Genomic DNA, 19584 nt, shown 5'->3' with positions numbered 1-19584 from the left:
GCGCTAGAGTAAATACTCAACATCAGGCTTTTTACCCGGCAGTAATACCCAGAGATTTATTGCAGGCAGCCATATTTATAACTATAAAATAATAACCTTAACAGAAAGGAGAGGACGGTGGATAAAGTTTGGTTGAAGCGTTACCCGTCAGGTGTGCCCGCAGAAATTGATGCTGATCATTACCCTTCGCTGCTAGATATCTTTTCTCAGAGCATCAGTCAGTATGCGGATAATACCGCTTTTATCAATATGGGTAAAAGTATCACTTATCGTGAACTGGACAAATTAAGTAAAGCATTCGCAGCATACTTACAAAAAGATCTTGGCCTGAAAAAAGGTGACGCTGTCGCCATTATGATGCCAAATTTACTGCAATATCCGGTGGTATTAATGGGGGTATTACGCGCCGGTTGTACCGTCGTAAACGTAAACCCGCTATACACCCCACGCGAACTACAACACCAGTTATCTGACTCTAAAGCAAAAGCCATTGTTATTGTTGATAACTTTGCCCATACCCTGGCTGCCGTTGAAAAACAGCTGAACCTTGAACATATTATTCTTACCAGAATGGGTGATATGCTGGGTATGATCAAAGGCAGCATCGTCAATCTGGTGGTTAAGCATGTTAAAAAGCTGGTACCCGCTTATTCGCTAAGCAAGTTTGTAATGTTTAACGCGGTACTGGAAAAAGGCCAGCACTTAAAATATCAGAAACCAGAACTTAGCGGCGATGATATTGCCTTTTTGCAATATACCGGCGGTACTACCGGCGTCTCTAAAGGTGCGATGTTAACCCATCGCAATATGGTGGCTAACCTGGAGCAATGCAGTGCTTTTCTTGACTGTTTTCTCGACAAAGGTAAAGAGCATGTGGTTACCGCATTGCCGCTTTATCATATCTTCGCCTTAACCGCTAATTTCTTTACCTTTTTCAAGTACGGCGGCACCAATTTACTGATTACCAATCCCCGTGATATGCCGGGGTTTGTCAAAGAGCTGGCAAAATTTCCGTTTACTGCTATCACCGGTGTTAATACCCTGTTTAATGGTTTACTGAACACGCCTGGCTTTGCCGGACTAGACTTCAGCCGCTTAAAACTGTCGTTAGGTGGCGGTATGGCGGTGCAACGGCCAGTGGCAGAGCGCTGGAAGAAAGTTACGAAAACCCGTTTGCTTGAGGGCTATGGTTTAACAGAATGCTGCCCGCTGGTAACCCTTAGCCCGTTCGATCTGGACGATTTTAACGGCAGTATTGGCTTACCGGCACCTTCAACGTTAATTAGGTTAGTAGACGAAGACGGTAATGACGTTGCAGTAGGCGACCCGGGTGAAATGCTGGTGCAGGGGCCTCAGGTTATGCTGGGCTATTTAAACCGGCCTGAAGAAACGGCTAAAACTGTGAAAAACGGCTGGTTGTATACCGGCGACATCGCCACCATGGATGATGAAGGCTTTTTCTATATTGTCGATCGTAAAAAAGACATGATCATTGTTTCGGGCTTTAATGTATTCCCGAATGAAATAGAAGAAGTGGTTGCCATGGACGAAAAAGTGCTGGAAGTGGCAGCTGTCGGTGTCGCAAACGACAATTCAGGCGAAGTAGTGAAAGTGGTCATTGTTAAAAAAGACCCGTCACTGACTGAAGAGCAGGTAATAGCGCACTGCAAGCAACATTTAACGGGATACAAGGTACCGAAACTGGTAGAATTCCGTGATGAGTTGCCTAAAACCAATGTTGGTAAAATTTTGCGGCGCGAGCTGCGGGATTAATCCAGAGCCGGCGTTTGCCGGCTTTGTTTTTATGAGATGTATGCATGAGCTATTTGCTAACCGATAACCAAAGCCTGGCGCAGTATTGCCAGGACGCAGCCGGCCAGAGTGTGCTGGCAGTTGATTCCGAGTTTATCCGGCAAAGTACCTTATATCCTAAGCTTGGCTTAATTCAGTTGTTTGATGGCAGGCAGCTGGCGCTGGTAGACCCGCTGACCATAACCGACTGGCAACCACTTGCGCAGCTATTTGCCGATGAAACCATTGTAAAAACCCTGCATTCCTGTACTGAAGATCTGGAAGCACTGGCAACCATTGGTATTGTCCATATTCAACCGTTGTTTGATACCCAGCTGGCGGCAGAGCTACTGGGCTGGGGCAGCAGTATTGGTTATGCCCGGCTGGTAGAGCGGGCTACCGGTGAGGTGCTGGATAAGAGTGAGTCGCGCACTGACTGGCTAGCCCGGCCACTGGCTGCAAAGCAGCTGGAGTACGCGGCTAATGACGTTACCTACTTGCTGCCGCTATATCAGCATTTGGTGGCGCAGTTTACTGACCCGGCATTACTACCGTTACTGTTGGCCGAAGGCCAGCAGTTGCAGCAGCGAAGAGCCAACCCTTTACCTGCACGGTTAAAATATCTGGAAGTTAAAAACAGTTCATTACTGCGTAGTCGCGAGCTGGCGGTACTGCGCGAGTTGGTGGCCTGGCGTCTGGAATATGCTGCCAGCCGGGATTTAGCGCTTGGCCTGGTCATCAAAGACTTTCAGATGCTGGAACTGGCGAAGCGCAAGCCCGGGTCAGTAGAGAGTTTATTAAATATTCCCGGTATGACCGGTCGCGATTTGCGCCGCCATGCGAAAACCCTGATTGAATTAATTGAGCTGGCAAAGCAGTTACCACAAGAGCAGTGTCCTCAGGCATTTTACTATCCGGAACATTTTCCGGGTGAAAAAGTGGCGCTGGCTGAGCTTAGTCAGGCAATTAAACACACCTCAGCAGACACAGCAATTCCTGCAGCCTTTATATCTGTTCGGCGCCAGCTGCACGAGTACTTTAACTGGTGTTGGCGGGTGACTGATCAAGAGCGGCAGTTATTGCCGGTGCCGGAATATTTAACCGGCTGGCGTCAGCAGTTGCTTCTGCCCAACTTACCTGTTCCGGCACATGTCCGAGACTGTGTGGACAAACTGGTCATTAACGTTGGTGGTTAGCAGTTAGATCAGTAGAAAATTTCGGCAGCTTTTTACCAAAAACTGCATAAAAAAAATCTGATCTCTTTCAGTTTTTAGTGGCGTAACTGTGAAGCAACTATTAACTGAAAGGTAATAACCATGAAAGGAATACTAAAATTTGCCGTACCGGCTGTTTTAACTTTGTCACTTGCTGGTTGTTTTGACAGTGATTCAGATTTGCCAACGCCTGTTCCACCACCGCCACCACCACCGCCACCGGTAGTTGATGCTACGCTGCGGGTTGTGCATGCCTCATTTGATGCACCTGCTGTTAATGTCAGCGTTAACGGTGACGTTGTTATTGAAAACCTGGCTTACGGCAGCAGTTCAGAAAACTTCAGTTTGCCACCTGCTGACTATGCAGTAGCTGTAGATGCTATTTTACCGGGTGAAGGTAACACCGCTACCGTAATAGACGTACCTGAGCTGCCACTGGCAGAAGCGACCAACTATAAAGTGTTTGCTGTAGGCTTAGTGGCTGACGAAACTCTGGCGCCGTTAGTGGTAACGTCCGACGTAGCCGAGCTGGCAGACGGTAACGTCCGGTTGCAGGTTGTACATGCTGCTTCTGCAGCGCCAACAGTTGATGTGCATGTTACGGCGCCTGACGCAGAACTGGGTGCACCGCTTACCACGCTGGCCTTTACCGAGTTTACCGAAGCTCTGGATGTTCCGGCCGGCGACTACCGGGTCCGGATCACTTTGCCGGGTACTGAGACGGTGGTGTTTGATAGCAACACCCTGGAGCTTGCGGGCGGTACCGACTTAGTTGTAGCGGCTATCAACAGTGAATACTCAGGTGCATCACCAGTATCGCTGATTGCGGTAACTCCTGAAGGCGATGTATTACCGATCCTTGATGGTGGTTCAACCTCTTCACTGCGGGTGGTGCACAATGTATCAGACGCACCGGCAGTTGATATCGTGGTTAATGATAATTTTGCAGAGCCACTGGTTTCTGACTTAGCTTTCCCTGATTTCACCGGTTATGTATCACCGGCACCGGGTGATTACAACGTTAAAGTGGCAGTCGCTAATACCGAGACTGCAGTGATTGACGCTGATGTAACCCTGGATCCAGGTGCTTTCTACACAGTATTGGCTGTGGGCTCACTAAGCGATGCAGATGAATTTGCCATTGAGCCACTAGTGCTGATGGACAATACCCGTACTGTCGCCACTGAAGCCCGGGTTCGGATTATCCATGGTTCTACTCTGGCTGGTAACGTCGACATCTACGTTACTGCCGATGGTGATATCAGCGAAGCTATGCCTGCTTTCAGTGATGTACCCTTTAAAGCTGAAACCGGTTATGTGCCGCTGGCCGCCGGTGAGTATTTTGTCACGGTAACCCCAACCGGTACCAAAACCGCTGCCATTGAAACCGGCGCCTTAATGCTGGAAGCCAATAAAATTTACACCGCTATTGCCCGCGATGGTGTTGGCTTAATGGGGGTAGGTTTAACGGTAATGGATGGTTTTGTTGCTGAATAAACAATATAGAAAACGCCACTTGCACGGTTCTGTTAAGTAGCGACAAAAAAGCCCGCAATTGCGGGCTTTTTTATTGCTAAACAGGCTTAGCGCTTATCATCCGGGAAGGTCACATTGAGTTCCAGTACGGAAATCTGGTCGCCGCGCTGCTCCAGCGATACGGCGATTTGATCGGCCGGAATATCCACGTATTTGCGAATCACTTCCAGAATATCGCGTTCTAACTGCGGCAGATAGTCCGGGCCGTTGCGGCGCTTGCGCTCGTGCGCGACAATAATTTGCAGCCGCTCTTTAGCGGTGCTGGCGGTGTTTTTCTTACTTGAGCGAAAATAATCCAGTAATGACATCGGTTAACCTCCAAAAATCCTTTTAATAAAGCCCTTTTTCTCCACGTTAAGAAAACGGAACGGCACTTGCTCGCCTAATAAGCGCTTTATGGTGTCCAGATAGGCCTGGCCGGCGTCGCTGTCTTTATCCAGAATAACCGGCTGGCCCGAGTTAGAGGCATTTAACACCGCCTGTGATTCCGGGATAACGCCAACCAGTTCAATCGCCAGGATCTCTTTAACATCTTCCACGCTGAGCATTTCGCCTTTTTCTACCCGCTCCGGGTTATAGCGGGTAAGCAGCAAATGCTCTTTAATACCTTCCAGGCCTTGCTCGGCTCGGCGTGATTTGCTGGATAGCATACCGAGGATCCGGTCGGAGTCACGCACTGACGACACTTCAGGGTTAGTCACTACTACCGCTTCGTCGGCAAAATAAAGGGCCATCATCGCGCCGGATTCAATACCAGCTGGTGAGTCACAAATAATAAAATCGAACTCTTTAGCCAGCTCGTTTAATACTTTTTCCACACCCTCTTTCGTCAGGGCGTCTTTATCACGGGTTTGTGAGGCGGGCAAAATAAACAGGTTATCGGTGCGCTTATCTTTAATCAGGGTTTGTTTTAAATTCGCTTCGCCGTTAATCACATTAACGAAGTCGTAAACTACCCGGCGCTCACAGCCCATGATTAAATCAAGGTTACGCAGGCCGATATCAAAATCGACTATAACCGTTTTATGGCCAGCCAGCGCCAGGCCGGTACCAATTGCCGCACTGGATGTGGTTTTGCCAACACCGCCTTTACCCGATGTAACCACAATAATTTTTGCCATAGTGACGATCCTTACACTAATTCAGAGATGACTAAGCTATCGTCCTGCATCTTAATGCAGGCTGATTTGCCCCAAAATTTGTCCTGCAAACTGTCGCTAAGCCAGTAATTGCCGGCGATAGACACCAGTTCTGCCTGCAGGTTATAACAATAAATACGCTTGCTGGTATCGCCACTGGCGCCGGCAATAGCCTTGCCCCGCAGTGAGCCATAAATATGAATATTGCCATCAGCAATTACTTCGGCGCCGGCGCCAACTGCACCTTTAACGATGAGGTCGGTGCCTTTGGCATAGATCTGTTGTCCGGAGCGAACGGTTTGCTCTACTACTTTGCTGTCCATCGGCACAGCTACCTGGGTCGTTACAGTATTGTTCGCCGCTTTTGCTGAATTAGGATCGGTAGCAGCGATACTTTCGGCAGGCTGAGGCGTGCTAGCTGTTGTCTGGCTTTTTACGCTTGCTTTGCCAGCTTGCAGCACTGCCAGGCCAGCACCATGGGCGGCTGCTTTCTGCTCAGCATTGGCTGCTGTTACGCCAACCAATACCAATTTTAACTCAGTAAACAGGTTTTTTAGTGCGGCAAAGTCAGGCGTCTGACTAACATCGCTGAGGTTTAACACTATAGGTGCCTGCAGAAAAAAAGCAGGGGCTTGCGCCAGTTTGGCGCTCAGCAGTTTTTGCAGGGTTGCTGTGCTTAAATCAGCACAATGCAACACTGACATAGGGAATAAACTCCCTTTCAGTTCTAACGATTTATCAGACATAAAGCTATCGGCGCACGCGTTATTTTTATCACTGCGATAAGCAGTATTATTTATGCACCTGACCGCTCGGCCAGTGCGCATTACCTGTGCTTCATGTTATAGTTTCGCCCTCTGTTAGGCAAGGTAGCGAAGACGTTTTATTGATGTTATGTGTTGTTTATAAAAGCCCGCGTAAAGAGGGCACTTATTTGTATGTTGAACGCCGCGACGATTTCAGTCCGGTACCTGCTGCTTTAATGACCACTTTTGGTAAACCGCAGCTGGTTACCGTAATTAATCTGGCAAAGCGGGAACATTTAGCCCTGGTGGATATTCATAAGCTACGTGCTGCGCTCAGTGAGCAGGGGTTTTATCTGCAACTGCCACCTCCACCTGAAAACCTGCTGGCTCAGCATAAAGCCAGTATCCAGACAGAAAAAGGTTAATATGAAATTAAAATTAGCGCTAAGAAACATTGGCTTACCAGCCTTGCTGGCAACCAGTTTAGTCACTGCTGGCGGCAGTTTCGCTGCTGCCAGCCAAACCAGTAATGAGCCGCAAAGCCCGGCTGCAGAACAACCGGTTAAACCAAGTTTTGAACAATATACCGCGGCCCTGCGCCAGGAAGCCGAGCAGAAAGGTTACGATAAAGCATTGCTTGATAAGGTGTTCAGCTCGTTAACCTTCCACGAGCGGGTGGTAAAGGCCGACCAGAGCCAGCCAGAAGTGGTTGAAACGCTCAGCACCTATTTGCCCAAACGGGTAAGTGATATCCGGATCACCATGGCCAGAGGTTTTTACCAGCAATATTTGCCAGAGCTGGAGAAAATTGGTGAAAAATACGGCGTACAACCGCGCTTTATTGTGGCGCTCTGGGGCCTGGAAAGTAGCTTCGGCCGTTTTATGGGTACTTACTCTATTCCCTCGGCGTTAGCGACTCTGGCATACGACGGCCGGCGCGAAACCTTTTTTCGCCAGGAGTTTTTTCATGCGCTGGATATACTGGCCGAAGGACATATCAGCTTTGAGGATATGAAAGGGTCCTGGGCCGGCGCAATGGGCCAGAGCCAGTTTATGCCAAGCTCATTTTTGGCCTATGCTCAGGATGGTGATGGCGATGGTAAAAAAGATATCTGGACTAATCAGCTGGATGTGTTCGCTTCTATTGCCAATTATCTGAAACAACAGGACTGGGATAACAGCATTACCTGGGGCCGGGAAGTGGTATTACCGGAAGGGTTTGATAGCGGCTTAGCTATTCAGCGCGGTAGCCTGGCACGGGCAGCATGGCTGGGCCGCTGGAATGAGTCGGCCCGCAGTCTGGCACAATGGAATGAACTGGGCGTGCGGCGGTTAAATGGCGCTGAATTGCCAGGCCGTGATTTGCAGGCGGCGTTAATTTTGCCGGATGGCGAAGCAGGCCGGGCATTTTTAGGTTACGACAACTATAAAAGCCTGATGCACTGGAACCGCTCATACTATTTTGTTACCAGTGTTGGCTATCTGGCTGACCTGATTATCGCCGAGTAAAATATGATTTATTCGCATCACCATATTGACGGTAGCCATATCGGCTTGCCGGTGGGTAAAGTGGTTTGTATTGGTCAGAACTATCAGGACCATATCGCTGAAATGCAAAGCAAAACGGCAGTAGAGCCGTTATTTTTTATTAAACCTGCCACTGCCTTGTGCGCGCTGGCGCCGGGTTTTGCCATTCCGGCCGGTCGTGGGGCCGTGCACAACGAGCTTGAGCTGGCTGTTTTAATTAGCCAGCCGCTAACTCAGGCCTCTACTGAGCAGGTGGCTAATGCGATATGGGGCTACAGCCTGGCGCTGGACTTAACCCTGCGCGAAGTTCAGGCCAGCCTGAAACAACTGGGCCGGCCATGGGAAATAGCTAAAGGCTTTGATGGCGCTTGTCCGGTGGCGGGGTTTGTGCCGGCAAGTGAGATTGCCCACCCGCAGCAACTGGATTTCAGTTTAGTGGTTAATGGTGAGCCGCGACAACATGGCAATAGTGCTAATATGATCCGCGGCATCAGTCAGTTAATCAGTGAAATGTCGCAGCACTTCACGTTGTTGCCCGGTGATATGGTGCTCACCGGCACCCCTGCCGGCGTCGGGCCGTTGCAATCTGGTGATCAGCTGCAACTGCAGTTGGCCGATTTTTTCACCATCAACACAAAGGTAAGCTAGTTATGGCGTTAGCCGAGCGTTACTGGGAAACCAAAACTCTTGATGAAATGAACACGGAAGAGTGGGAAGCACTGTGTGATGGCTGCGCCAAATGCTGCCTGAATAAATTTATTGATGACGATGAAGCAGAAGGGCCTACCGATGTGTTGCACCCTGAAGAGCAGGTGCATTATACCAATATTGCTTGTCGTTATCTAAACAGCCACAAGTGTGAATGCACTGAATATAACCAGCGCAGTGTGCTGGTGCCGGATTGTATTACGCTTACCAAAGCCAACTTAAAAGACATTTTTTTTATGCCAACCAGCTGTGCTTACCGGCGCTTACATGAAGGCCGCGGTTTACCAGGCTGGCACCCGCTGTTAAATGGCGGTAAAAAAAGCCTGATGCATAAAAAGCAAATGTCGGTGCGCAATAAAACTCTCTGTGAAACCCGGGTAGATATGGAAAATTTTGAAGACTATATCGTTCGCTGGCCATTGAACGATTTAGACTAAGCGGCAGAGGAATTTACGTGTCTTTTGTTGAGTACAGTAAGCAATTGCTAAGTCAGTTTAATCCGGTGACTTTGCAATTGATTATCAGTGTAGCGGCAGTGATTTTGTATTTTATTATCAGCTACCGGGTTATGCCGTTGCTGTATCAGGTTATTGCCAACAGCCGCTTAAAAGCCGACATGAACAAACGCGCGGCGGCGGTATTTCATATTTTGCTGGTTTTGCTGCTGATTGTCGTGCTTAGTGTGATATGGAGCGTAGATATTCGCGGCTTACTGGTGCTGGCCTCATCTATGATTGCCGTGATCGGCGTCGCACTCTTTGCGGCCTGGAGTTTACTCAGTAATATCACTGCTTTTTTTATTCTGCTGGGGCAGAAGGCTTTTGCCAAGGGCATGGAAGTAAGGGTGATTGACGGCGGAAATTATCTGGAAGGCAGAATTGTTGACATTAACCTGTTCAGCACCGTGCTGCAAACAAAAGACAATGAACAGGTGATCTATCCAAACAACCTGCTGGTGTCGCGTCCGGTGCTGGTCATGCCAAAGAAAAGCCGCAAAGTGGTAAAGGTGTCAGCAGCTGAAAAAGCGCAGCGTTGGCGGCGCAAAACCTTCAGCACGCCTAAGGCTGACTGATTATTCCGTGACAGCCGATTTTGCGGCTGTTACATTCAGCTAAAACGGATACTAAAAACAATAAAACCGGGCACTGATGCGCTTAAAACACATTAAACTGGCGGGCTTTAAGTCCTTTGTTGATCCAACTCTTGTCCCCTTTCCCGAGCAAATGACGGCTGTGGTAGGCCCGAACGGCTGCGGCAAATCTAATGTTATTGACGCAGTGCGCTGGGTGCTGGGTGAAAGCTCAGCCAAAAACCTGCGTGGCGATGCAATGACCGATGTTATTTTTAACGGCTCGGGCCAGCGTAAGCCGGTATCACAGGCATCAGTGGAGCTGGTATTTGAAAACACCGAAGGCCGGCTTAGCGGTAACATGGCCGATCGCAGCGAGATTTCCATTAAACGGCTGGTTACCCGCGATGCGCAATCCAGCTACTTTTTAAATGGCAGCAAGTGCCGGCGGCGGGATATTACCGACATTTTCCTGGGTACCGGGCTGGGGCCGCGCAGCTATGCGATAATTGAACAAGGCATGATCTCGCGGTTAATCGAATCGAAGCCGCAGGAATTACGGGTATTTATAGAAGAAGCCGCCGGTATTTCCAAGTACAAAGAGCGGCGGCGTGAAACCGAGAACCGGATTAAACACACCCGCGAGAACCTGGAGCGGTTGGCTGATGTGCGTGAAGAGCTGGCAAAAAACATCGACAAACTAAAACGTCAGGCGGCTGCTGCCCAGCGCTATAAAGAATTAAAAGCGCAGGAGCGAAAACTAAAGGCAGAGCTTACCACTTTAAAATGGTTGCGCTTTAATAACCAGTTAACCGGCTTGGAGCAACAGTTAGCTACCCAGCAAACTGAGCTGGAAAAATATCAGGCGGGCATGCAGGGCGAGCAACGCATACTGATTGAGCTAAAAGAACAAATCAGTGACGCCCGCCAGCAAGCCGAGCAACAGCAAAGCCGCTTTTACCAGCTGGGCACTACCATCAGCCGGCTGGAGCAACAAATACTAAATCAGCGCCAGCAGCAGCAAATGTTAAGCAACCAGCTGCAGCAAAAGCAACAGGCGTTGGCGGACAGCGAGCAATTTATTGCTGCTGAGCAACAGCAACTTGACGAGCTGATAGCCCAACAACAACAAGACAGCCCTGAACTGGCTATCAGCGAAGAGCAGCTGGCAGAGCTGGAGCAGCAGTTGCTGGCTGACCGCGATCGGTTAGCTGCCCGGCAACAGCAATGGCAGCAATGGCAGCAACAATATTTTAATTTGCGCCAGCAACAGCAACAGGCACGGTTAGAGTGGCAAAGCGCTGCCGGCCAGGCAGAACAGTATCAAAACCAGCTACTTCAGCGCCAGCAACAGCTAAAGCAGTTACAACAGCAACAGCCCGCACAGCAGGTTGAAGCGCTGTCGGCCAGGTTACAGCAACTGAACACTGACATCAGCGCTGTAATTACGCTGACAGAGCACGCTAAAACCACGGTACAACAAACCACATTGCAAAGTGCAGATCTGCAACAGCAACTGGCGGCACTAAGCACCCGGCAACAGATTTTAAGTCAGGAGCAGCAGCGTCTGACAGCGCTGCAGGATCGCCAGCAACAAAACCAGCAAGCGTTACTGGCACAGCTTAATGTGCAGTCCAGCTGGGCCGGCGCGGTCGCTGCTGCGCTGGGGCAATTGCAACATGCCAGTATCAGTACTGATGGCGTGGCACAAGACAGCTTATGCTACGTCAGTGCCTCTGAGCAGCTGGCAACGCCCGGCACGCTGGCGGCTGTTATAACCGACGGCTGTTATCCGGATTATTTTCAGACAATATTGCTGGCAGAAAATCTGGCTGAAGCCAGGCTTTGTGCCAGCAGCCTGAAAGCGGGGCAATCAGTGATCACCGCGGATGGTCATTGGTTGGGATACAACTGGGGCCAGAGCAGCACCCGCGACATTACCGATTCCAGCCTGCTGCGCCGCGAGCGGTTAACGGCAATTGCGGCAGAGCTTGCAGAACTGGCGGCTGAGCAGGCACAGATTGCAGAGCAATTCGCTAAAGCACAGCAAAATGATAGCAGCGCACAGCAGGCCCTGGCGCAGCGACAACAAGAGCTGGCCGACTTACGCCAGCTACAGCAACAGGCTGATACCGAACGCCAGTTACAGACGCAGGCGTTGCAGTTAGCGCAGCAGCAACAACAGCAGCTTAGTGCAGAATGTCAGCAGTTAAGCAGCCGGCTGAGCGAGCTGGTAACAGAGCAGGCAGTATTGGAAGAGCGTCATCAGCAAGCTGAATTTAGTCTGGCTGAACATGCGGATGCCGAGCAGGGCTTGCAACAGGCACAGCAGCAAGCCGAGCTGGCGCTGCAACAGAGCACACAACGCTATGAGCAGCAAAAAGAGTTGTGCCGGCAGCTGCAAACTCAGTTAACCGTGGCCGAACGACAACAGCAGAGTCTGGCACAAAACCTGAGTCGGGCTCAATTACAGCTGGTGCAATTGCGCGAGCAAATCATAGAGCTGCAGCAACAACGTGACGATAATGATGAGCCAGAGCTCGTGCTGCAGGAGCAATTACAGGAAACCCTGTTAAACCGGCAAGACGCCGAGCATGCTATGATAGCGGCAAACGATCAATTGGCCGGGCTGGAGCAGCAAATGCGGGAGCTCGAGCAGGGGCAGCACGGCATTATGCAACAGCTGAACCAGAAACGGCAGCAAATAGAGTCGCTGCGCCTTGATGCCGAAGGCTTTCGGATCCGGGCCAACAACATGCTGGAACTGTTGCGTGAGCAGCAGGTCAATATAAAAGACGTGATCCCGCAACTGGATGCAGATGCTGATGAAAACCAGTGGCAGCAGCAGCTGGACAAAACAACTGAAGCTGTCGGCAGGCTGGGCGCAATCAACCTGGCGGCGATAGAAGAGTACGAACAACAGGCTGAGCGTAAGCGGTATCTGGATAGTCAGCATGACGATTTAACTTCAGCGCTGGATACGCTGGAAACGGCAATGCGCAAAATTGATAAAGAAACCCGGCAGAAGTTTAAGGACACCTTTGAACAGGTAAATGAAGGCTTAAAAGGGCTGTTTCCAAAAGTATTTGGCGGTGGCAGTGCGTATCTGGATCTTACTGATGATGATTTACTGGAAACCGGTGTTAGTATAATGGCCAGACCGCCGGGCAAAAAAAACAGTACAATTCATTTATTATCGGGTGGTGAAAAAGCGCTAACGGCCTTATCATTGGTGTTTTCAATATTCAGACTGAATCCGGCACCGTTTTGTATGCTGGATGAAGTAGATGCACCATTAGACGATGCGAACGTTGGCCGGTTTTGTAACCTGGTACGCGAAATGTCAGAAACGGTGCAGTTTATTTATATTAGCCACAATAAAATTGCCATGGAGATGGCAGCACAGCTAATGGGCGTGACCATGCAAGAGCCTGGGGTATCGCGGGTGGTGGCTGTGGATGTGGACGATGCTGTCAAGCTGGCAGTAGCCTGATAACATAATAAGGTACAACTATGGCTGATGAGTTAAGATTAGTATTAATTATTTTAGGGGCGCTGGTACTGGGTGGTCTGTTTATTCATGGGCTGTGGACAGTAAGGAAAAATAACCGCCAGGCTGGTCATCGTTATCACCCTGACACAACACCAACGGCAGAGCCGGAGCACACTGAAGGCTTTGATGAATTAGGCGTGGGCCCGGTTCGGGTTGTTAAATCACGGGCTGGCGCGGCGTCCGGCCGAACAGAGCCTGAAGTCAGAACAGCTTCTCCTGCGTCGGCTACCGCCAGCCAGGTTCGACAGCAGCCTGAGCTGGATTTTGGCGAACCCGAGGTAAAAACCGAACCGAGTATTAATTTCAGTGCGTTGGCTGATGATGAAACCCCACGCAGTTCGCAGCGCGACAGCGCATACCGTGCCGGATCGCAATCAGATTTCGATGAGCAGGCCACAGCAGGTGCAGCTGAGCCTGAGCATAAAGCAGTGCATCAGCCTTCTGAAGTGTTGATTTTATACGTACTGCTGCCTGAAGGGCAGGAAATTAAAGGCCCGGATTTACTGTCTGCATTATTACCGCTTGGCTTTAAATACGGCGATATGGATATTTTCCACCGGCATCTGGATAGCGCCGGCGGCGGTGAGGTGCTGTTCAGCCTGGCTAATATGTTTAACCCGGGCACCTTCGATTTAGAGCAGATTGATAAAATCAGCACCCGCGGTTTAAGTTTGTTTATGACCTTACCCGGCCCGGGCGAGCCGTTGCAGAATTTTAATTTAATGCATAATGCTGCCAAAAAACTGGCCGAGGAATTCGGCGGCCAGGTACTGGATGGTCAGCGCAGCGTATTAACCGTGCAAACCGTGCGGCATTATGTCGACAAAATTCGTGAATTTCAGCGCCAGCAGCTTATTCACGGTTAAGGTACAGTATTTATCCTATACGGCAGGGCAACCCTGCCGTTTTTCATTCGGTATTAAAAACTAATGAGCCAAACAGATAAAGCCAGAATTGTCGCGTTAAGAGAGTTATTGCATAAATACTCGCACGCCTATTACAACCTGAATACCACCCTGGTGCCCGACGCTGAATATGACCAGCTTTATGATGAGCTGCTGGCACTGGAGGCAAAGTATCCGGATCTTGCCGATGAACACTCGCCAACCCGCAGAGTAGGGCAAACCCCACTGGATAAGTTTGTCCAATTCCAGCATACCCTGCCAATGCTGTCGCTGGAAAAAGCCAAAACAGAAGATGAGCTGACCCAATTCAATAAGCGAATAGCGGAAAGTCTGGACGCCAGCACTGCAATTGAATTTTGTTGTGAACCCAAACTCGACGGGGTTGCGCTGAGCCTGCATTACCAGCACGGCCGGCTGATAAGAGCCGTGACCCGTGGTGATGGCTTTACCGGTGAAGATGTAACTCAGAATGCGAAAACCATTAAATCGGTACCTTTGAAACTATTTGGTGATGAGCATCCGGCATTTCTGGAAGTAAGAGGCGAGGCCTATATTCCGCTGCGCGACTTTGAGCAGATGAATGCGCGAATGGCAGCAAATGGCGAAAAACTGTTTGCTAACCCCCGCAATGCCGCTTCTGGCAGCTTACGTCAACTTGATGCAAAAATAGCTGCCGACAGGCCATTGTTTTTCAGTGCCTATGCTGTCGGTGATTATGATGATCCGGCAGGGCAACTTGATCAGGCCAGTCATTATAGAAGATTGCAGCAGTTACAGCAGATGGGCCTGGTGGTCAGCCCGTTACTTGACAATGTAACCGGTATTGAGGCCGTGATTAACTACTGCCATGCGCTTTATACCAAGCGGGATAGCCTGGACTATGAAATTGATGGTGTCGTTATCAAGGTTAACCGGTTAGCCCAGCAACAGGCACTGGGTTTTGTAGCCCGGGCGCCCCGCTGGGCGATAGCTTTTAAATTCCCGGCGCAGGAGCAGCTGACAACACTGTTAGATGTCGAATTTCAGGTCGGCCGCACCGGCGCCATCACTCCGGTTGCCCGCCTGGCACCTGTTGTGGTGGGCGGCGTTACCGTCAGCAACGCAACTTTACATAATCAGGATGAAATTAACCGGCTGGGTATCAAAATTGGCGATACCGTCACCGTGCGCCGGGCCGGCGATGTTATTCCGCAAGTAGTTGCAATATTACCTGAGCGGCGGCCTGCGGACGCAAGGGATATTTTATTTCCAGCTACATGTCCGGTTTGCGGTTCCGCAATAGAGCGGGTAAGCGGCGAAGCGGTGGCCCGCTGCAGTGGCGGCTTATTTTGCCCGGCCCAGTTAAAAGAGTCGATCAAGCATTTTGTCAGCCGCAAAGCCATTGATATCGACGGCCTGGGGGACAAGCTGGTGGAGCAATTGGTCGACCAGCAGCTGGTTCGTACCCCGGCAGATATTTATAAACTGGATATGCCGGCGCTGATTGGTCTGGAACGGATGGCTGAAAAGTCGGCGTTAAAGCTGCTAAATGCTATTAAAGCGTCGTGTCAGACCACATTACCGCGGTTTATTTATGCACTTGGTATCAGAGAAGTAGGTGAGGCGACCGCGCTTAATCTGGCGCAGCACTTTGGCAGCCTGCCGGCTATTCTCAGCGCCAGTCTGGAGCAGCTATTAGAGGTGAATGACGTTGGCAAAGTTGTGGCCGAGCATTTGCAAAGTTTTTTTGCCGAGCCACATAATCAGCAGGTTATTGCAAAGCTGCAACAGGTAGGAATTCACTGGCCGGATATTACCGTGCAGCAGGCCTCGGCCCAGCCGCTGGCTGGCCTGACGGTGGTATTAACCGGAACGCTTAGCAGTATGGGGCGGGATGATGCTAAAGCCCGGCTGCAACAACTGGGCGCTAAGGTATCCGGTTCGGTGTCGGCAAAAACCCATGCCGTGATAGCCGGTGACAACGCCGGTTCTAAACTGACCAAAGCCGGCGAGCTTAATGTGCCGGTGTGGACAGAGCAGCAAATGTTAGAGTTATTTAGTAGTAACGGAGTAGCCTGATGCGTGAGCTGTTGTACCAGTTGCTGACCGACTGGGGCCTGTTGTTCCGGCCGTATATCCGGGATATTGCTTTGGCAATGGTTGCGACTACTCTGGTGGTATTTGGCGATGATATCAACCGCTTTATCCGCCGGCAGATAGGCAGCCTGCATTTTATCTGGCGCACGGCTATTTTTATTCTGGTGTGTGCCTTTGGTTATGGTGCTGTTACGATTTTTTTAACGCCGGTGGTGGCAGGGTTACTGGTGCGGTTAACCAATATAGAACTGCCCTGGGTTTGTCTGGCAATTTTTATTGCGCTGGGCATGCTGGCGCAGCGCAAAAGGCAGGTATAACCGGTGACGGCGGTATTATTATGAAAACTCAGCAGTACTGGCCATTGCTGGATAACAACGGTCTTTTACAAATTCCGTTGCGCTTTTACTGGTTGCTGCTGTTGTTACTGCGCCCTTATTTATGTTGGGTTGCAGAACTGAGCATGATGCGCTCGCAGCACAGTTTGCTTGGCCAGTTTTACCCACGCCAGCATGACTTTTTAGTGGCCTGTCTGATAGCATTACCCCTGTTGCTGCTTGTGGCCGCGCTTAGCCAGCGCCGGCCAAAAGGGCACAAGTTCTGGTTTTGGTTATGGCGCCCCGGGCTGTGGTTGCTCTGGCTGGTAACGCTGGCCGACTTTGCCCATAGCATCAGTGGTCTGGATCCTGATGTTATTCTGGATGCGCCATGGCGGCTGATAGCCCCGGTATTACTGGTACTGGCGATGATCTGGCTGGCATGCAGCAAGACTCTGCCGCCAATCTTTAAAGAATGGCCAGGGCCGTTATCTGCCAGCGCAAATCCTGCCCCGGATTAAGCATGCTCGTTGCCATATTTATGTTTAAGCTGTTGATAGCGTTGTTGCTGTTCCGGCTTTAACGTGCTGCTTTCAATTAACTGCTGACACTGGTCCAGCAATTGTTGTTTGCTGGATGGTGCACACAGTGGCCGTGGGCTGGTTAACAGGGTTTGCCATAAATTGAGGGCTATACCAGCGTTTTTGGGCATAACCCTAAAAGCCAGTTTAAAAGCATCGAACGCTTCCTGCCAGTTGCCATGTTTGTACAAAGTAACCGCATTGTTGTTCAGTTCACGTGGGCCAAGCCGCATGGCCAGGCGTTCCTGTTGTTCCTGCTGCAAATAGGCGTTAAATAACGGATCGGCCAGTTGCTGCTGACAGTGCTGACTGATTTGGGCAAATAAATCGGCGGATGCCTGGCTCAAGCCAACTTCATGCAGGGCTTTGGCCCGATCAAGCGCCCCTTCCACTGACTCTATTTTCTGCAGCGGTTCCAGTGAATTCAACAAAGCCTGAGCTTTGTCTTTATGATCCTGCAAGTATAATAACCTGGCCTGCAACACCTGCTGCTGGCTTTCCAGCACAGCATGATTACCATTGGCATACTGACGCTGCACTGTACTGAGTGAAACGGTGGCTTGGCGGTTTAGCCGACTGCTTTGCTCTTCATCCTCTACACTCAGGGCATAATCAATACTGGCTCGGGCCAGCGTTAAATATAAGTCGGGTTGCTCGTACATGGAGTAACGGGCATATTTCACCATATCGCGGGCAGCCCGATACTGATTCTCGTAATCGTGATTAATGCGGGATAGTTGCAATAATTTTTGCTGGCGGAACATATTGCGTGGGGCCAGTTCAGCCGCCTCCAGCAAGTGTTGCTGGGCCTGTTGATAATGTTGTTGCTTAAATTCCAGCTCTGCCAGTAAATCCAGGGCAAATAAGCGGCTTTCTGAACGATCGAGCAGTGCTTCAAGCTCGGTAAACGCCTGCTGTTCTTTACCAAGTGCCAGATAGCAGCGTACCAGACCCATTCTGGCCCAGCTGAATGGTTGAATATTTAGCATTGCCGTGAAAAACTTTTCGGCCACCTCGTAATCGTTCTGACTGAGCAACACATCGCCTTTTAAGCGCAATAGCAAAGGAAATAGCTTATGCAGCCGGGCATCTGCCAGTTGCTTATCAATCGCAGCCAGCGCTTTCTGATCGTCGTGGGCATCCAGCGCCTGATATACCTCACGCAATTGCTGTTTCCGACGCAAAACCCGTTCAATCCGCAACTGTAAGTCTTTAATCACAAAGGGTTTGGCAAGGAATTCATCGGGTTGCAGCTCAATTACGCTATGCACCAGCGACGGGTCGGTTTCAGCGCTGATAAAAATAATAGCGCAGCTAAGTTGCTGCAGCCCCTTGGCTTTAATTTCTTCATACAACTGAAAGCCATCTTTACCCTGTTGCTGGTTATGGGCACAGATAATCAAATCAAACTGATTGTCCCGGCACAGATTCAGCGCCGCATTAGCCCGCTCGGCCAGAAAAATATTCTGATAGCCCAGTTGCTCCAGAGCAAAACGGAAAAAGCCCTGAGCCAGACTTTGGTCGTCTATCACCAGAATTCGTTCATCGCGACGCGGCGCTGTGTTCATGTAGTAAAGGGTTCCAGCCGGGAGGAAAACATTGCGTTTACTATAGCAAGTTTTGGCTATGGCAACAGCCCTGCTAAATAGCTGGCATAGCTTTTAACATGTAAGCTAAAGTGTAATTATCAAATATAAGATCAGGTACATGTATGTCGCTAACCGCTATTATGACCAGAAAAGTGCGGGCAACCACAGAGGATGCCAGCCTGGCCAGTTTACGAACGTTGTTTACCGAAACAAAGTTTCAGCATGTACCGGTGGTTAACAGCATGCAGCAGCCAATTGGCATCGTGTCGGTGAAGGATTATTTTAAAGCGGTAAGTTCGGTAATGGATACCGCATCAGCCACCACTGTCGAGCTTTATATGCAAAAGCGTAAGGTCGGCCAGATCATGTCGTCGCCGGTGTTCAGTGTGTCACAGGATACCGGTATTTTGCAGGCGGCCAGTATACTGGTGGATCGCAATATCAGTTGTTTACTGGTTATCGACGCTCAGAAACGGTTAATCGGCATAGTGTCATGGAAAGATATTATGCGGCGGATTGTGCTGGCCCAACAGCAAAAGAAGCAACAACAGCCAGAGCAAAAGAAATAATTTTTTTGGGAACCGTGCTTTTTTATGGTATCAGATAAGGAATTGGTGGATTGTACTGGGTTTGGGCTAGTGGCAACCGTGTCTTGATAAAGAGAGGGCGGTGCTTTTTTATGATATTTAGTAGAGAAGTGGTGGATTGTACTGGGTTCGAACCAGTGACCCCCGCCTTGTAAGGGCGGTGCTCTCCCAGCTGAGCTAACAATCCACGGGAGAAAACGTGTGACAAATTGGTGGATTGTACTGGGTTGAGCCAGTGACAACCGTCTC

The 19584-nt window shown here is 50.0% G+C and carries 18 protein-coding genes and 1 tRNA gene; 14 read left to right on the top strand and 5 right to left on the bottom strand.

Annotated features, from left to right (window positions below; genetic code table 11):
• Window positions 1-117: 117 nt before the first annotated feature.
• From fadD to KQY15_RS06690, 3 genes are all read left to right on the top strand, one after another.
• Window positions 118-1773, top strand: coding sequence for a long-chain-fatty-acid--CoA ligase FadD (fadD, locus tag KQY15_RS06700; protein WP_217668411.1), 1656 nt, complete (start codon window positions 118-120; stop codon window positions 1771-1773).
• A 44-nt stretch (window positions 1774-1817) separates the two neighbouring features.
• On the top strand, window positions 1818-2987 hold the full coding sequence (gene rnd, locus KQY15_RS06695) for a ribonuclease D (protein ID WP_217668410.1): 1170 nt from the start codon (window positions 1818-1820) through the stop codon (window positions 2985-2987).
• A gap of 120 nt (window positions 2988-3107) precedes the next feature.
• A complete protein-coding gene (locus KQY15_RS06690) occupies window positions 3108-4502 on the top strand; it encodes a DUF4397 domain-containing protein (protein WP_217668409.1) in 1395 nt (464 codons plus the stop codon).
• 86 nt (window positions 4503-4588) lie between these two features.
• Here KQY15_RS06690 and minE read toward each other — a convergent pair whose 3' ends face one another.
• Genes minE through minC form a run of 3 tightly spaced genes read right to left on the bottom strand, consistent with a single transcriptional unit; the run spans window position 4589 to window position 6384 of the window.
• Window positions 4589-4849 (bottom strand): cell division topological specificity factor MinE, encoded by a 261-nt coding sequence (gene minE / locus KQY15_RS06685; RefSeq protein ID WP_214000723.1) that lies wholly within the window; start codon window positions 4847-4849, stop codon window positions 4589-4591.
• Between the two features lie 3 nt (window positions 4850-4852).
• Window positions 4853-5662 (bottom strand): septum site-determining protein MinD, encoded by an 810-nt coding sequence (minD, locus tag KQY15_RS06680; protein WP_217668408.1) that lies wholly within the window; start codon window positions 5660-5662, stop codon window positions 4853-4855.
• An 11-nt stretch (window positions 5663-5673) separates the two neighbouring features.
• Window positions 5674-6384: a septum site-determining protein MinC gene (gene minC / locus KQY15_RS06675; RefSeq protein ID WP_254795475.1), complete on the bottom strand. Its 711-nt coding sequence runs from the start codon at window positions 6382-6384 to the stop codon at window positions 5674-5676.
• Between the two features lie 185 nt (window positions 6385-6569).
• Here minC and KQY15_RS06670 point away from each other — a divergent pair, with 185 nt between their 5' ends.
• The 10 genes from KQY15_RS06670 (at window position 6570) to KQY15_RS06625 (ending at window position 17099) form a co-directional block, all read left to right on the top strand.
• Entirely contained in the window at window positions 6570-6851 is a 282-nt protein-coding gene (locus KQY15_RS06670; protein ID WP_217668529.1) for a YcgL domain-containing protein, read from the top strand.
• Between the two features lies 1 nt (window position 6852).
• Window positions 6853-7935: a lytic murein transglycosylase gene (locus KQY15_RS06665; protein ID WP_217668406.1), complete on the top strand. Its 1083-nt coding sequence runs from the start codon at window positions 6853-6855 to the stop codon at window positions 7933-7935.
• A 3-nt stretch (window positions 7936-7938) separates the two neighbouring features.
• The gene (locus tag KQY15_RS06660; RefSeq protein ID WP_217668405.1) at window positions 7939-8601 is read left to right on the top strand and encodes a fumarylacetoacetate hydrolase family protein; all 663 of its coding nucleotides are present in this window, start codon (window positions 7939-7941) and stop codon (window positions 8599-8601) included.
• Between the two features lie 2 nt (window positions 8602-8603).
• Window positions 8604-9098, top strand: a complete 495-nt coding sequence (locus tag KQY15_RS06655; protein ID WP_217668404.1) for a YcgN family cysteine cluster protein — start codon at window positions 8604-8606, stop codon at window positions 9096-9098.
• Between the two features lie 17 nt (window positions 9099-9115).
• Entirely contained in the window at window positions 9116-9733 is a 618-nt protein-coding gene (locus KQY15_RS06650) for a mechanosensitive ion channel domain-containing protein (protein WP_217668403.1), read from the top strand.
• A 76-nt stretch (window positions 9734-9809) separates the two neighbouring features.
• Entirely contained in the window at window positions 9810-13223 is a 3414-nt protein-coding gene (locus tag KQY15_RS06645; protein WP_217668402.1) for an AAA family ATPase, read from the top strand.
• 20 nt (window positions 13224-13243) lie between these two features.
• Entirely contained in the window at window positions 13244-14149 is a 906-nt protein-coding gene (zipA, locus tag KQY15_RS06640) for a cell division protein ZipA (protein WP_217668401.1), read from the top strand.
• A 63-nt stretch (window positions 14150-14212) separates the two neighbouring features.
• Window positions 14213-16246, top strand: a complete 2034-nt coding sequence (gene ligA / locus KQY15_RS06635; RefSeq protein ID WP_217668400.1) for an NAD-dependent DNA ligase LigA — start codon at window positions 14213-14215, stop codon at window positions 16244-16246.
• Complete coding sequence (locus tag KQY15_RS06630) at window positions 16246-16581, top strand: DUF3392 domain-containing protein (protein ID WP_217668399.1); 336 nt, start codon at window positions 16246-16248, stop codon at window positions 16579-16581. Before ligA ends, KQY15_RS06630 begins: the two co-directional genes overlap by 1 nt.
• A 20-nt stretch (window positions 16582-16601) precedes the next feature.
• Window positions 16602-17099, top strand: a complete 498-nt coding sequence (locus KQY15_RS06625; RefSeq protein ID WP_217668398.1) for a DUF2919 family protein — start codon at window positions 16602-16604, stop codon at window positions 17097-17099.
• Here KQY15_RS06625 and KQY15_RS06620 read toward each other — a convergent pair.
• On the bottom strand, window positions 17096-18727 hold the full coding sequence (locus KQY15_RS06620) for a response regulator (protein WP_217668397.1): 1632 nt from the start codon (window positions 18725-18727) through the stop codon (window positions 17096-17098). The two genes, KQY15_RS06625 and KQY15_RS06620, sit on opposite strands and share 4 nt — an antisense overlap.
• A 143-nt stretch (window positions 18728-18870) precedes the next feature.
• On the opposite strand from KQY15_RS06620, the gene KQY15_RS06615 reads away from it, so the two are divergent.
• Window positions 18871-19317 (top strand): CBS domain-containing protein, encoded by a 447-nt coding sequence (locus KQY15_RS06615; RefSeq protein WP_217668396.1) that lies wholly within the window; start codon window positions 18871-18873, stop codon window positions 19315-19317.
• 129 nt (window positions 19318-19446) lie between these two features.
• Here the strand turns inward: KQY15_RS06615 and KQY15_RS06610 are convergent.
• Window positions 19447-19522, bottom strand: a tRNA-Val gene (locus KQY15_RS06610).
• Window positions 19523-19584 lie beyond the last annotated feature (62 nt).

Origin of the sequence: Arsukibacterium indicum (assembly GCF_019100565.1) — a bacterium.
GTDB classification, from domain to species: domain Bacteria; phylum Pseudomonadota; class Gammaproteobacteria; order Enterobacterales; family Alteromonadaceae; genus Alishewanella; species Alishewanella indicum.
Note: the sequence above shows the minus strand (reverse complement) of the source record. Positions and strands in the feature narration are given on the sequence as shown.